Origin of the sequence: Peijinzhouia sedimentorum, assembly GCF_049340005.1 — a bacterium.
Taxonomy (GTDB): domain Bacteria; phylum Bacteroidota; class Bacteroidia; order Cytophagales; family Cyclobacteriaceae; genus CAXBDP01.
On the sequence record NZ_JBMPIY010000012.1, the window covers coordinates 116,611 to 131,473 of the forward strand.

11 protein-coding genes are annotated in these 14,863 nt (G+C 35.9%); 4 read left to right on the forward strand and 7 right to left on the reverse strand.

All coding sequences use genetic code 11. The features are described from left to right. Positions 1-6: 6 nt before the first annotated feature. The 3 genes from ACOXY8_RS14555 to ACOXY8_RS14565 are packed head-to-tail and all read right to left on the reverse strand — an operon-like array spanning position 7 to position 4,338. Positions 7-1,716: a sodium:solute symporter gene (locus ACOXY8_RS14555; RefSeq protein WP_458332339.1), complete on the reverse strand. Its 1,710-nt coding sequence runs from the start codon at positions 1,714-1,716 to the stop codon at positions 7-9. Further along, a complete protein-coding gene (locus tag ACOXY8_RS14560) occupies positions 1,713-1,862 on the reverse strand; it encodes a hypothetical protein (RefSeq protein WP_458332340.1) in 150 nt (49 codons plus the stop codon). Before ACOXY8_RS14560 ends, ACOXY8_RS14555 begins: the two co-directional genes overlap by 4 nt. Further along, positions 1,846-4,338, reverse strand: coding sequence for a PIG-L family deacetylase (locus tag ACOXY8_RS14565; protein ID WP_458332341.1), 2,493 nt, complete (start codon positions 4,336-4,338; stop codon positions 1,846-1,848). Before ACOXY8_RS14565 ends, ACOXY8_RS14560 begins: the two co-directional genes overlap by 17 nt. A 168-nt stretch (positions 4,339-4,506) precedes the next feature. Here ACOXY8_RS14565 and ACOXY8_RS14570 point away from each other — a divergent pair, with 168 nt between their 5' ends. Next, complete coding sequence (locus ACOXY8_RS14570; RefSeq protein ID WP_458332342.1) at positions 4,507-6,495, forward strand: tetratricopeptide repeat-containing sensor histidine kinase; 1,989 nt, start codon at positions 4,507-4,509, stop codon at positions 6,493-6,495. A gap of 114 nt (positions 6,496-6,609) precedes the next feature. Further along, positions 6,610-7,167, forward strand: a complete 558-nt coding sequence (locus ACOXY8_RS14575; protein WP_458332343.1) for a fasciclin domain-containing protein — start codon at positions 6,610-6,612, stop codon at positions 7,165-7,167. Positions 7,168-7,332: 165 nt separating this feature from the next. On the opposite strand, the gene ACOXY8_RS14580 is transcribed toward ACOXY8_RS14575, so the two are convergent. The 3 genes from ACOXY8_RS14580 to ACOXY8_RS14590 all read right to left on the reverse strand — a co-directional run bounded on the left by ACOXY8_RS14580 (position 7,333) and on the right by ACOXY8_RS14590 (position 11,000). Continuing rightward, a complete protein-coding gene (locus tag ACOXY8_RS14580; RefSeq protein ID WP_458332344.1) occupies positions 7,333-10,176 on the reverse strand; it encodes a M16 family metallopeptidase in 2,844 nt (947 codons plus the stop codon). Positions 10,177-10,272: 96 nt separating this feature from the next. Further along, a complete protein-coding gene (locus tag ACOXY8_RS14585; RefSeq protein WP_458332345.1) occupies positions 10,273-10,503 on the reverse strand; it encodes a hypothetical protein in 231 nt (76 codons plus the stop codon). Positions 10,504-10,586: 83 nt separating this feature from the next. Continuing rightward, positions 10,587-11,000: a MotA/TolQ/ExbB proton channel family protein gene (locus ACOXY8_RS14590; RefSeq protein WP_458332346.1), complete on the reverse strand. Its 414-nt coding sequence runs from the start codon at positions 10,998-11,000 to the stop codon at positions 10,587-10,589. Between the two features lie 212 nt (positions 11,001-11,212). Between ACOXY8_RS14590 and ACOXY8_RS14595 the strand changes: the two genes are divergently transcribed. Beyond that, a complete protein-coding gene (locus ACOXY8_RS14595; protein WP_458332347.1) occupies positions 11,213-12,292 on the forward strand; it encodes a sensor histidine kinase in 1,080 nt (359 codons plus the stop codon). Positions 12,293-12,338: 46 nt separating this feature from the next. Then, on the forward strand, positions 12,339-13,001 hold the full coding sequence (locus tag ACOXY8_RS14600; RefSeq protein ID WP_458332351.1) for a LytR/AlgR family response regulator transcription factor: 663 nt from the start codon (positions 12,339-12,341) through the stop codon (positions 12,999-13,001). A gap of 111 nt (positions 13,002-13,112) precedes the next feature. Here the strand turns inward: ACOXY8_RS14600 and ACOXY8_RS14605 are convergent, their stop codons facing one another. Then, positions 13,113-14,177: a BF3164 family lipoprotein gene (locus tag ACOXY8_RS14605; RefSeq protein WP_458332348.1), complete on the reverse strand. Its 1,065-nt coding sequence runs from the start codon at positions 14,175-14,177 to the stop codon at positions 13,113-13,115. Positions 14,178-14,863 lie beyond the last annotated feature (686 nt).

A 14,863-nucleotide genomic window follows, 5' to 3' on the forward strand; every position in this document is an offset into this window, starting at 1 on the left:
TGAAATTTAGGTTTTACTAGTATTCGGCATTATGCTTTGAAGTAGAATGCCAATAACTACTACCAGAATACAGCCGATTGCATTGTACCATAAGAAACCAATTGATACCACTTCAATGGTTGTTAAATAATGAAGCGTTGCAATACTTAATTGGGAAATAATAGCTGCCAAAAATACTGCGTGGCTTTTTACATATTTCACGTAAAATGCCACAACAAAAATCCCAAGTATGGTTCCGTAAATTAGTGAACCTAAAAGATTTACTGCTTGAATCAAATTCTCAAACAAGCTCAAGTATGTGGCAAAAAGGATGGCAATTAATCCCCAAAGAAATGTGAATAATTTGCTAGACATCACATAATGCCCATCTGATTCATTCTTTCGGATAGTTCGCTTATAAATATCAACTGTAGTGGTAGAAGCCAAGGCATTTAATTCGCTGGCTGTAGAAGACATTGCCGCTGAGAAAATTACAGCAAACAATAAACCCACTAAGCCAATTGGTAGATTGTTCATCACAAAAGACATAAATACATAATCCTTGTCATTGGTTTCGGCATCAGGGTCATTCTGCTTGATAAGAGCTGCCACATCACCGTGGATCACTTTTCCTTCTTCTTCAAGCGCCAATGCTCTATTCTTAAACAGCTCAATAGAAACCTCATCCTTATCGCGGACAGCTTGGCTCAAATCAAAAATCGTCCTTTCCTTCTCGGTAAATACCGCTGTATGTGCATTTCTCAATTCTTGCAATTCATCAGCATATTCTGATTGCTCCAGTTTCTCTACTTGCACCTGATTGAAAAATACGGGAGGTTCATTGAACTGGAAAAACACAAAAACCATCACTCCAATAAATAGAATGATAAACTGCATAGGTACTTTCAAAAGGCCATTCATCATTAAGCCTAATCTGCCTTCTTTTAAAGATCTTCCGGATAAATATCGCTGGACTTGAGACTGATCGGTACCAAAATAGGAAAGGAATAAAAAGAGTGCTCCAGTGATACCTGACCAGAAATTATAACGGTCACTCAAATCAAATGTAAAATCAACCACATCTAGCTTTCCCATCTTTCCTGCTACATGCAGTGCATCAGTGAAATTAATGTTGTCCGGCAAATATCTAATCACAAATATTCCAGCTAGGATCATCCCTCCCATCATCACTGCCATTTGCTGCTTTTGGGTCACGCTTACGGCCTTTGTGCCACCGGAAACTGTGTAGATTATAACCAAAGCTCCAATCACCAGATTGGTTCCTCCAAGGCTCCAACCCATAAGGGTAGAAAGTATAATAGATGGAGCATAGATAGTAATACCAGCTGCCAAACCGCGCTGAATTAGGAATAATCCACCCGCCAATAACCGAGTTTTTAGATCGAAGCGACTTTCTAAATATTCATAAGCGGTGTATACTTTTAGCTTATAAAAAATAGGAACGAAAGTGACACTGAGAATAATCATTGCCAAGGGCAAGCCAAAATAGAACTGGATAAAACGCATTCCATCTGCGTATGCTTGCCCTGGAGTGGACAAAAAAGTAATGGCACTCGCTTGAGTTGCCATTATTGATAATCCAATTGTCCACCATTTCAAATCACTATCTCCCTTCAGATAGCCCTCCATACTTTTTTTGCCCCTCGTGCGATACACACCGTAAGCCACAATACATCCTAAAGTTCCAAAGAGTACGATCCAGTCAATAGTGCTCATGAATAATATTTGGTAAACCAATAAAACAATAAGATTAATACTGCCAGCACAATCATAATAAACCAATACCAGCCGCTCCAGCTTTTGAAAACTGGAATATCATCTTCATTATATTCTTTCGGGTTTTTGCTAGGGATTTTCTTCATAACTTCCAATTGAGATCAAGTTAGCAAATATCCTGAAAGCTCCCGGCACACCCGCAGGCAATTGTCTAAACCATGAGTAGCCTGAATAGATATAATGTCCTTTGCCATATTTGGCGACGAGTAAGCCTCCAGTCAACGGCTCTTCTCCCGGATCGGCAGAGGCGATAATTGGTGTAAAGGCTTTATCCCACTCTCCCGGAAAATATAAACCTCTTTCTTGTACCCATTTCTCGAAATCCTTTGTAGTGATTTTGTTTGGAAAATTCATAACAGGATGCTCTGGTGCAATTATCTGAACTTCAGCTTCTTCCACTGTAATTCTGTCTCTAGAAAGTCTCAAAGAATATGGCGCTAATTCATTAGTAACCAATCGACTATTCGTATTATACTGAACCATTAAAGTTCCTCCGTTCTCCACATATTTGAATAATTCGGTCTGTCCAAATCTTAGCGCATCAACGGTGTTGTAAGCCCTCACACCCATAATTATGGCATCATACCTTGCTAGTTCATCGGATTTCAAATTGTCAGGATTAATTTCTTCTACCTGATAGCCAATTTGCCGTAAGCTACGAGGTATATCATCACCTGCTCCTTGAATGTAGCCGATCAATTCGCCACGTTTTTCAAGGTTAATTTTCACCATTCTAGCTTTTGATTCAGGGAAAATAGTCTGAAATGGAATATGCGGATAATCGATAGTCAACAAATCTCTATTATAGCTTTTCCCATTGTAAGTAGCTACTGCACTGCCAATCACATCGCTATCCATAGTGGGAGGATTTACCTTGAAAATAAAGGAAGCTTGCTCACCTTTTAACTTCAAATCATATTGATAATTGTTTGGTGTAAGCGACCAACCACTTGGCACATCCAAACTCACCTGCCCTGATACATTATCTTTTCCAGCTATTACTTCAACACTTACTTCTTTTTCGTTATTATCTGAAAAAACAACCACATTGTCTGAAATACCAACATAGACTGGAGGAGTGATGATGAATGGACGATATTGCTCTCCATCTACAGGATCATTTCTTTTGTAAACCACAGGGATCGTATAGGGAATCACCTCACCCATTATTTCAATTTCTACCTCTGCCATAAAAGCGGGAGGGTTTTCAGGCATTCCTCTCATTTCCTGATTCGGCACATCGTACATTCCCACGGTACCATCGTTTACCAACCAATAAGGTTGACTTATCGGAAAGTCCGCTGGAATCTTAAAGTCAAATTTCTCATTTAGTGACCTGTTGAATGCAACTTCTTTATTAAAACTATTATTTACTCCATTGATACTTGCATTTCGTACTGTAATTGAAGTGTTGGATCTATTGGTAGCCTCAAGACTAATTTCCACTTGTTCCTCTCCTACAGCCGTAGCTGTATTACTTATTGCTTCTACATATATCCCTGCACTTGCGCGAATAATTTCATCTAAATCATCCAATTTTTTGTTAGCCCACCAATTACCAACAGCAAGTGATTTCACTTCTTTGCGGAGGGCAATTAGAGATGCTAAAGAAGCTTCCGGTTTCGCAATTTGAAATTCATTTATAATCGCTTCAATCTTAGCATTGATATTTTCACCTCCCGGTATTCTATTCCAGCTGATGTCCATATCAGAAAAAATATCTCCTACAGCTTTATCTCCCTTCAATTGCACTACATGATCTAGAGCCGAACCACGCGAACCAGTTGAACCAAAACCTTGACTCTTGTGCATAGTTCGACTTTCAGCAGCTATTTCGTTATAAGATTTTCCAAGAAGTGGATTATAAGTGCCCACATCATAGCTTATCACATTTGGCTTACCTTCGTAATCAGAATTACTATTATCCCAATTGTAGGTATTCCAAAATATCCGCTTTGGCTGCCATGTTTCCACATATTTCAATTGCTCCGGAAATGCATTTGGATCTGCTGCCAAATCGAACGCTTCTACAGATAGCATAGCAGAGGCTGTATGATGCCCGTGGGTCGTACTAGGCTCAGTGTCGAATCTATTAATAATTACATCTGGTCTAAATTTACGGATTGCCCAAACCACATCAGACAAAACTTGCTGCTTATCCCAAGTGCTAAGAGCTTCGTAAGCATCCTTAGAAAAGCCAAAATCGCTGGCTCTCGTGAAATATTGCCTCCCGCCATCTGTACGGCGAGCTTGAAGCAATTCTTGTGTGCGGATTATACCTAATAGCTCGCGTATTTCCGGACCTATTAAATTTTGTCCACCATCACCTCTAGTTACAGACAGGTAAATCGTTTCTACTTTTCTCTCATTTGCCAAATATGAAATGAGTCTTGTATTTTCATCATCGGGATGAGCTGCAACAAACATAACCGTTCCTGTATTTTGCAGTTTAGTAATAGACTGCAAAATTTCTGAGCTGGTATATGTTTTAGGCTTTTGAGCTTGAGTGGTAAAAGCACTAATAAATAAACAGAATATAAGAAAGAGTAAGCGATTCTTCATGTTCAATTTTTTTGAAATTTGTCTATTTATGATACGGTATGGAATACATTTTCTTTGAACGGAGTCTTGTTTGGATTAGCCGATATAAAAATCATTTTGATATAAAGAAACATTTACAGAATTTTCACTACTTTACATAATAGCTACAACATAGCTAAGATATAATCTATGAAGAGCCTATTTTTTACATTTTCCATTTTTTACATTTTCCTATTTGGAAATATTGCTGCATACAGTCAAAATAGTTCTTCCAAAATTGATGAAATCCTTTCTATGAAGGATGGTATGGAAAAACTCGATGCTTATTTACAAGTAATTAGAACTATTCATACCAATTATCCTGATTCTACTCTTGCCTTAACTCCTGACGCCTTAAGATTAGCTCAATTACAAAAAGATAAACTTAAGGAAGCAGAGGTACTTTACTCAGAATCTATTGCTCAATCAGTAAAAGGTCTTACGAGCGACGCCATTGATGCAGCTAGGCTTGCTCTAAATGCTGCGAAATCTACGGGCGATATGCTTTATGAGAGTAGGATAATCTCACACTTAGGCACAATCTATGGTGATATTGGCAATTATGCAGAAGCTGCTAAGCTTTTTGATCAAGCATTAAAAATAAGCGAAAAACAAAACGATAGTCTCGGGGTTATCAATGGTTATTTAAGATTGGGAGTAATCCAAAGTTTTCAAAACCAAGACAAAGAGGCAATTGATTATTATAATCAGTCTTTGGAAATAGCTCGAGCATATAAACGAACGAATAGCATCAGATCCATACTTAATAATATTGGAATCTCTTATGCCAAACAAAATTTGTTTGAGCAAGCTTTGATTTATTTTCATGAAGCAGAAGAACTTGAGCGGGAGGGTGAACCAAATATTAGCAATTTCACCCAGCTCTTAGGCAATATTGGGCAAGCTTATTATCATACTAAAAATTACAATGAATCACTTAAATACCTCAAAGAGGCTGAAGAAATAACTCAAGCTAATAGCTCTAGCATAAATCCAACAGTAAAAATCAACAATAATGTGAATTTCGGAAAATTATATATGGCAATAGGCCAAAATGATCAAGCAGAAATTTACTTAAACGATGCATTAGCTATCTCAAATGACTATAACTATTTACCCGGAAAACAAACAGCTAATGAGCAACTTACGGAATTTTATATAAGTACAGGTGATTTTGAAAAAGCACTTAAGAGGGCAGAAATTGCCAATGATCTTCGGGATAGTATTTACAATGCAGAGAAATTCGAGATAATTGAGAATCTGAAAACGAGATACGAAGTAGAGAAAAAAGATGCCGAATTGACTCTTTTAGCTGACCTTAATGAAAGCAGAACCTTCCAAAGAAATCTGATGGGTTTTCTTACTATTGTAATCATGATTCTATTTGGATTTATGTATCGCAACTATACCAACAAAATAAAAAGCAACAAAGAATTGATGACTAAACAAGAAGAGCTGGAAGAAACTAATAGGATGAAAAATAAGCTTTTCTCTATCATTGGTCATGATTTAAGAGGCCCATTTCAAGGACTTCTTGGTGGCTTATTATTAATTCAAGATGGGGCATTTTCTGATGCTGAAAAGAAGGACTTTATCCAAAGGCTTATTGAAAGTGGAAAAGCAACTCACGAAGTATTAGAAAGTCTTTTAATCTGGGGGAAAGCTCAATCCTTCGAATCGAATCCTGAAAAACTGAATTCCAAAAAGCTAATTGAGGATTGTATAAAACCTTATAAAGAAGCTGCCAGACAAAAAAACATTACATTGGTTAATAATGCCGAAGAAGAATTTAATGTTTTGGTAGATTATAAGGAGTTTGAATTCGTCCTTAGAAATTTGATCAACAATGCCATTAAATACACACATCCAGATGGTCAGGTTTCAGTGAACACGAAATCGATTGGAGAAAAACTTAAAATTGACATTATAGATAATGGTGTAGGAATTCCAAGCTATAGATTACCTGGAATTTTTGAGCTCGACCAAATTCAAAGTACTACTGGAACAAAAAATGAAGCTGGTTCTGGTTTAGGTCTGGTGGTTTGTCACGACCTTATTACTAAAAACAAGGGTGAGATTATGGTAGAAAGTGAGCAAGGCCATGGATCTAAATTTTCTATTATACTGCCATTAGCTTAATTGCTTTTCCCAAGCACAATTCAATAATTCTCAATTCAGTTCAATATTTTTTTTCATTTTCTAAAATCCAATTGATTGAAGTGTTACGTAAGTGCCTTCAAACAATTTAAAAAAATGAAAAAAATAACAATCACACTCGCAAGCGCCATTTTCGTATTCATGGCAAATTTTTCAATGGCACAGCAAACCGTAATGGTTGGTGGTGAACAAATGTATCCACAAAAGGATATTGTAAGTAATGCAGTAAACTCGAAGGCACATACCACTTTGGTAGCTGCTGTACAGGCAGCCGGACTAGTAGAAACTTTACAAGGTGATGGACCTTTCACAGTATTTGCGCCAATCAATGATGCATTCGACAAATTACCGGAGGGCACTGTTTCAACTTTATTGAAGCCAGAAAATAAAGGTACGTTGACTAGTATTCTTACTTATCATGTGGTACCTGGAAAATTAAATGTAGCCGAACTTTCCAAATTAGTAAAAAAAGGAAATGGTAAAGCAGAGTTGAAAACAGTAAACGGAGGTATTTTGACAGTAGTAGCAAATGGAGCTAACAACTTTATGCTGAAAGATGCCAACGGTGGAATGGCTAATATTACCATCACAGATGTGAATCAATCCAATGGCGTTATTCATGTAATTGATGCAGTGGTTACTCCAAAAATCTAAAAATAGTGTTTTCATGGTGGATGCAGGCAGCTTGGTTTATCTAAGTTGCCTGTGTTATTTTAAACCTAAAGGGTCGCTGGAATCCAAATAAAAAAGGCCATGATTTGAACCATGACCTTTTCGTATTTATAAGAATAGTATAAGAGATACCCTTAAACTAATAAATTATTGATTTTGTGGATTTAGCAAAATTGGCTCACCAAAACCTAAAGCTGATAGCCTTTCCATTTGGGTTTTTGCATCACCAACTACTACATATACCATTTTAGTTGGGTCAACATATTGCTTGGCTAATTCTTGGATTCGGGCAACAGTCATTGCTTTTACAATTTCTTCTCTTTGCTTCACATAATCGTAAGGCAAGCCATAAGCACTAATATCCGTCAACAATCCAAGCTTTGCGCCTAGAGTTTCAAATGCACGCGCATTACTCTTGAGTAAGTAACCTTTAGTCGTAGCCAAATCCTGCTCATTGAATACATTAGGATAATCAGCCAAAATGTCTCTTATCAATTCTACTGATTCGAAAGTAACATTAGTACGCACACTAGTAGAAACGCTGAATGGACCCTTGATATCTGAACCAGAGAAACCAGATCTGATGCCATAAGTGTAGCCTTTTCCCTCCCGCAATTCTTGGGTAAACTGGGAGGCAAAACCACCACCACCAAGGATATAATTCATTATTACCGCAGGATAATAATCTTCATCCGTTTCAGCCAAAGCTAAGTAACCAATTCTCAACTCTGATTGCTTCGCATCTGGCACATCGTAAAAATAAATCTTAGAAGCTGTTGGCTGTTCAGCTAATTGATAATCAGGAAACTCAACTGGCTTTGAAGACCATTTTTCATTTAAGCTACTAAGCGAACTTACTACCTTATCTTGCTTGATATCGCCTACTATATGCATACTTGCAATACTAGGAGATAGATTATTCTCATAATACGCTTTCAAGTCATCCATGGTGATGCTCGCTACAGACTCCTCAGTACCAGCTTGGTTATTGGAGAAAATATGATCTTTACCATAAAGCAATTCGTTATAAGTATTGCCTGCAATAGCTCCAGGATTTCCTTTTTGCTGTACAAGAGAACTTGTGATACGCTGCTTGGCTAAGCTAAATTCCGTTTCGTCCCAACGTGGCTCCATTAAGATTTCTTCGACCAATTCAAGTACAGCATCATAATTTTTAGCCAATGTATTGCCCGATATCGATAAACTTTCTCTACCTGCACTTACGTTGATATTGGCTCCGAGCATATCAATAGCCTCCTCTAGTTCTTCTGGCGTTTTGTTTTTAGTGCCTTTAGTCATCATGGTGGCTAGCAGATTAGCTACACCTACTTTATTCGGATCGTCTAGTAAAAGACCTCCTTTAATGCGAATATTAAATTGAACCAATGGTAATTCATTGTTTTCAATACCATATACTCGCATACCATTGCTTATCTCAGTCTCCCATATATTTGGAATGACAAAACTTGGAGCAGTACCATATCCTGGCTCAATTGTGCGGTCAAAGCTAGATGGAGTCTTTTCGTAAGCAATTCTCTCATTTAAATCGAATTCACCTTCGGCTCCCATTACAATTGCCTCTTCCACTACATCGGCTTGAGCAGCACCAGCTAAGGCCAATTCCGTTTGTCCACGAGGAACAAAACTAGTTGTAATGTATGGTTTACCTTTGATATACTTTTCGTACACACGCATCACATCTTCAGCTGAAACAGCTAAGACCTTTTGAATGTCTTCATTGATATAGCCTGGATTGTTTGCGAAAATATTGTATTGAGCTAATTGGAAAGCTTTACCCAAAACACTAGACAAGCCATTGTAGAAACTTGTTTCTTGTCCAGCTTTAATTCTTGCCAAATCTTGCTCATTTACTCCTTCAGCTTCGAATTTGGCAAATGCCTCGTTAATTGCTGCCATCACAGTATCCAATGGAGTATTTTGGTAAGCTCTAACACTTATCTGGTACTCGCCAGCCAATTCAGATCCGTACTGGTACATGGATACGTTGGAAGTCACCTTTTTATCTTCAACTAGTACTTTGTAGAATGGAGATTTCTTTCCTGAAGAAAGCAATTGACCTAAAATAGACAATGCATAATCATCGTCATTGTATTGCTCCACTGTAGGCCATGTCATGGTAAGTTGTGGCACACGAGCGAAGTTGTCTTCATGATATAGCGACTTAGTTTCACTTAAACTAACTGGCATCTTTTCAACAGGAGCAATCTCCTCTCCTCTAGGAATTTCATTAAAGTATTTTTCAACCCAAGCTTTAGCTTGAGCAGGATCAAAGTCACCTGCAATCACCAGCGTGGCATTATTTGGTACATACCATTTGCCATAAAACTCCTTCACATCAGCTAATGTAGCATTCTGTAAATCTTCTAGTGAACCAATTACTTGCCAGTTGTATGGATGACTTTCAGGATACAAATTCTTACCAATTACATAACTAGCATGGCCATAAGGCACATTATCAACACCTTGGCGTTTTTCATTTTTCACTACTTCCTTTTCTTTGGCCAGTACTTGGTCTGTCACAGTATTAATAAAAAAGCCAAGCTTATCCGCTTCGGCCCAAATCATTTTCTCAAGAGCATCATTTGGTACTGTTTGGAAATAATTGGTGCGATCACGACTTGTTGAGCCATTGGCACCCGAGCCTCCTACTTTAGCATTGAGTTTATCCAAACCACCAGGGCCTAGATTCTCAGATTCTAAAAATAATAGGTGTTCGAAAAGGTGGGCAAAACCTGTGCGTCCAGTTTTTTCTCTTGCAGAGCCTACATGGAATGTAAGTGCTACAGCAGTAATTGGGTCTGATTTATCAATATGAAAAATCACATCTAAGCCATTGTCTAGCGTGAATTTCTCATAATCAACAGAAAATTCCTGTTTGGTTGGTGTCTCGGTATCTGTTTTTGTATTGCAGGCTGCAAATATCAGCAAGCCAAAAAACAGCGGGAGGATGGATTTAAATTTGAACTTCATGGATTGTAGGTTTATTAATTAGCCTACAATTTAAGCTTTATTTAAATCAATATTAAAATACTTGAAGAAAGGCGATTAGCCCAACTTACCGTTCATTCACTTTGATGAGCTGAATTTGCCGGCATCCTCATACCAATAACCTTCATCAAACTTCTTATCAGAAGCTTTCCCATTTTTCAACACATTTACAACCATCCAAATCACAATAAAGGGAGACATAAAGAAAAATGCTCCAATAAAACGCTCAAAGCCTGTGAAGAATGGAAGTAACGTGTAAATAAATAAGTATGCCGTAGTGGCTATTATCGGTGTTTTAATATTCTCCATGATATCAATTTATTATTTTAACAAATTGATCGTCAAGGATGTTTGGAAAACTAGATTTATTTTGAAACTGACTGCAATTACAATTATTTACCAGACTTAAACCATTGAAGGATTATGGTGAAAAAGCGGCTAAACAATAATATCAAACAGCCAAAGAGTGTTGGGAGAATCGTGAACTTCAAGCCACCTGCTAATTCTTGTGCATTCACACTGTCCTTGAATTCTAAGTAATCTAGCGTATTGATAAGCTGTAGAAGCTGTCCAAAAACTCCTGCAACCAGCGCAAACAAACCAATTGAATTGATCAGGTTAATCATTTTATCAAGCTTTGGATTATTCCTTTTCAAATAAAGTAGACCCAAAACCATAAGTGAAAAAACGGCAATTCCACAAATGAAGATTAATGACATAATCACTATCCCTCCTTCCTGCATTCTGGCGAATAAAACAGAGATAAACCCTAAATTGCTTACACTTTGACTGATTGCTAAATTCATAATATTTGTTTTTTGATGATTATGCTACAAACATATTACTCCTTAAAACTCATATTAAATAAATGAGATTAACTGCAGGATTAAGGCTTTTTAAAGCAGCTTTTCTTCCTCTGATTTAATTTATTGATTCCAATATGTCGAATGGCGTGTGAAATTGGTAATTCATCGCAAGTAGCTAGATAATATTGAAATTATGTAGATATTGTAATTCGATGATGAAAGCATTTTCCCTCCCGCCTTCTCTTTTCAGCAGAATTCTACTCCATACTATTTTTTGGCTTGTCGTTTTGGTGTTTTTCAGATATTTCTTTGAAGAAGGTAGCGGAATCATTCCAAACCCAAATTCATTTTCCGCCTTTTTAATGCCAGTTACTATTGGCACTACATATACAGTAAACTACTTTCTAATTCCAAAATATCTATTGCACAAGAAGTACTTATTGTTTGGGCTTTACAGTTTATATACACTAATTCTATCCGCTTTTGCCATTGTGGTTTCCATATTTTATGGACTGATTATGATGAACTCGCTTCAATACAATCAGATGGTTCCATTAAGCAAAAGTCTGATTTTTATAATGGTAGCCGTCTATTTGGTTGTGTTTGTAATTAGTGCATTTAAACTTGTTAAATATAATTATTCGTCAGTCGCAAGAAATAAAGAGCTGGAAAATAAAGTGCTTTCTGCTCAACTTAAACTTAAGGAACAAGAATTGAAATACTTGAAAATGCAGATCCATCCGCATTTCTTGTTCAATACATTAAATACATTGTATGGATATGCTTTGAAAAGATCTGAGGAAACTCCTGAAATGATACTAAAGCTTTCAAACCTTTTGGATTATATTCTTTATCAGGTAGACAAGCCAAGTGTGAATTTAGCTAATGAGATTGATCATATTAAGGATTATATCGAACTTGAAAAAATACGCTTTCAAGATACTTTAAGCGTTGATTTGAGTATTTCTGAAATTGATTTTGAAATTGACATTGCCCCAATGTTGCTAATTCCTTTTGTAGAAAACAGCTTCAAGCATGGTGATCGATCAACCAATAAATCACAGGTATATATTAGTTTGAAAACAGATACTGAAAAAATTCAATTCACTGTTAAAAACAATATAAAGAACAGTAATTCAACAGTTAATGAAAATGGAATTGGCTTGACGAATGTTCGAAAAAGATTAGACTTATCTTATCCTGATAACTATTCACTTTTAGTTAACTATGATGAGGATTGGTTTGAAATTAACTTGATTTTGAATCATCAAAAACTAAAGATTCATGGATAAAAAAATGTCATGTATAGTGGTAGATGATTAACCTACAGCTCGAGAGATTCTCTTGAATCATCTTTCAAAAATAGAGCAAATTCAAGTAATAGGTTCTTGTTCCGGAGCTATTGAAGCATTCAATCTAGTTAATTTGCATCAAGTAGATGTGATTTTCCTCGAAATCAATATGCCTGAAATTTCAGGGCTATCTTTTGCAAAATCTATCAACAAGGATATTAAGATTATTTTCACCACTGCATATAGGGAATATGCTATCGATAGTTATGATTTACAGGCGATTGACTACTTAATGAAGCCTATTTCTTTTGAAAGGTTATGTAAAGCTATTAACCTATATTTTGAATTGCATCAGCCTTCAATTGATCAATCACCAAAACCAGAAAATTCTTATCAAAGTGATTTCATGTTTGTAAGAGCGGATAGAAAGATGGTTAAAATCAACTACTTTGATATAGTTTTTATAGAGAGTTTAAGTGACTACCTAAAAATTCATACTAAAACTGGAAGTATAATAACACGAGAAACCATCAGCAATATCGAAGCAAAGCTCCCTCCTCAAAATTTCCTTAGAGTTCACCGGTCATTTATAGTTTCCATAGCGCATATCACATCATATACCCACGAATATGTGGAGGTGGAAGGAAATACGATACCTATCGGAAGAACCAATAAATCTGAGGTTTTAGAAAAATTGGAAAGACATTAAATGAAATTGTAAGGTAAACCTACTATCTACCCATCTGATTTACGACTTGATTATGAGATATTTAACTGAAAAATAATATGAACTATGAATTAACCTCATTGAGTTCAGTTACTACAAAAGATCTCTAACAACTTCATTTATTTCATATTCCAGTAATTTTTCATTGAAATAATCGTAGCCTACGATTGTCCCTTGCTCTTTATTAAGGCTGAAATTTAAAAGGTAGTCTTTCAATTTAATTTCTGCAACCAAATTCAAATCCCAATCGAATACATGAATGGAAGAATTATGATGCTGATTTAGATAGAGTTCACTAGGCTGATTATAGTATAAAGCATAAATAAAATTATCATCTGCTTCGACTGCCTTATAATAGATATTCAATGCGTTTCTTTTTCTGGAAGTCAGAAATTCCATACTCTTATTGGCATAATCAGTACTATTCGTATGTCTACTTAACCTAACACCTTCCCTATTTACTAAATCTACCTGATCTTGATATTGGTAAACAGTTGCAATTTTATCCTTATCCGGCTTTACCTCAAATACATTAACATAAATCAAATTATAAGTGTATTGTATATAGTCCACCTCTTGTGATTGCTTTTCATACCCTAAATCAAATTGTATTTCCTTGAATAGGCTATCACTTTTTAGATTAAAATAATTAAGTTGATTGACATTCAATGAGAGGTTCGAATTATTAAAAACTATAATTGAGTCATTGATAAATCGAATACTTAGGGGATCTGGATCTGTGGGTATTTTAAGTGTTTTGTCAATAATTGTTTCTGCTGACATCAGACTTTTTGTGACATTTAATCTGTGGAGCTTCACTTCATTTATATCGTGAAACCATAAGAATAATTCTTGATTTTCGTATCCCATGCCATGAACTCTGATTGGAGAGTTAAATTCATTAGGACCATTCCCTCTCTTCAGCACTTCGCCATATTTCATATAGGTTTTACTGTTATACAAAGAGAAATAATAATCGTCATCTAATCGAAATCCTAGTAAAATTGAATCCAATGAAATAAGCTTGTTGATTTTTACTTCGTCCTCTAAAATTACTTTTCCCTCTAATTCTATATTTATTACCTCTTTCTCTTCTTCACTACAAGAAAAAAACAAAACAGACATCAAAGTAATTAAAGCCAGTTTACAAATTTTCATTTCATTAAGACCATTGCACTATTATACGTGTATTAAAGTTTCTGCCTCTTCTAAGCTTATATTATTCTTCTGCTGGAAAGCAATTACCCGAAGCAGACTCAAGATAAATACCTGATTATTAAACTAAAATTGCAATAATAAATCCTCAAAAGCAATCAATAATTGTAATTATTAGCAATCTAAACTAGATAAAAATTTCTAAAAAAAATTAATGTATTAAAGTAGATGAAATTAATTTTTAGCTTCGATGCTATAATAAACACAGGCAATATATGCCTAACTTACTACTTATCAACCTATCATATAGTCCAAGTATCATTCATTTAGATAAGATTATTCTAACACTTCATAAAAGCATAAAATTTGTATTTTAAATTTTTAGTTTATACCTTTCTACAGACACAAGCATGTGGCATTGGGTAATTATACATAGCCATTATTGGATTTTCCGGCTACAATATACGCTAAGCCTAAAGCTGAAATTGAGTCCTCTTAACCTTGACCGTTAACAAAATGAAAGGCTTTAATTCTCATATCCTGCCAAGAGGCTTCATAGGCTTCACCCTACTGGGATTTCTTCTTTTGATTAGCTGTAAGAGTGAAAATGCTATAGAAGGAGCTCCGGAAGTAATAGACATTAACGATTACACTAAAACGGATAGCCTGCTATCCATTCGCAGCTTGCT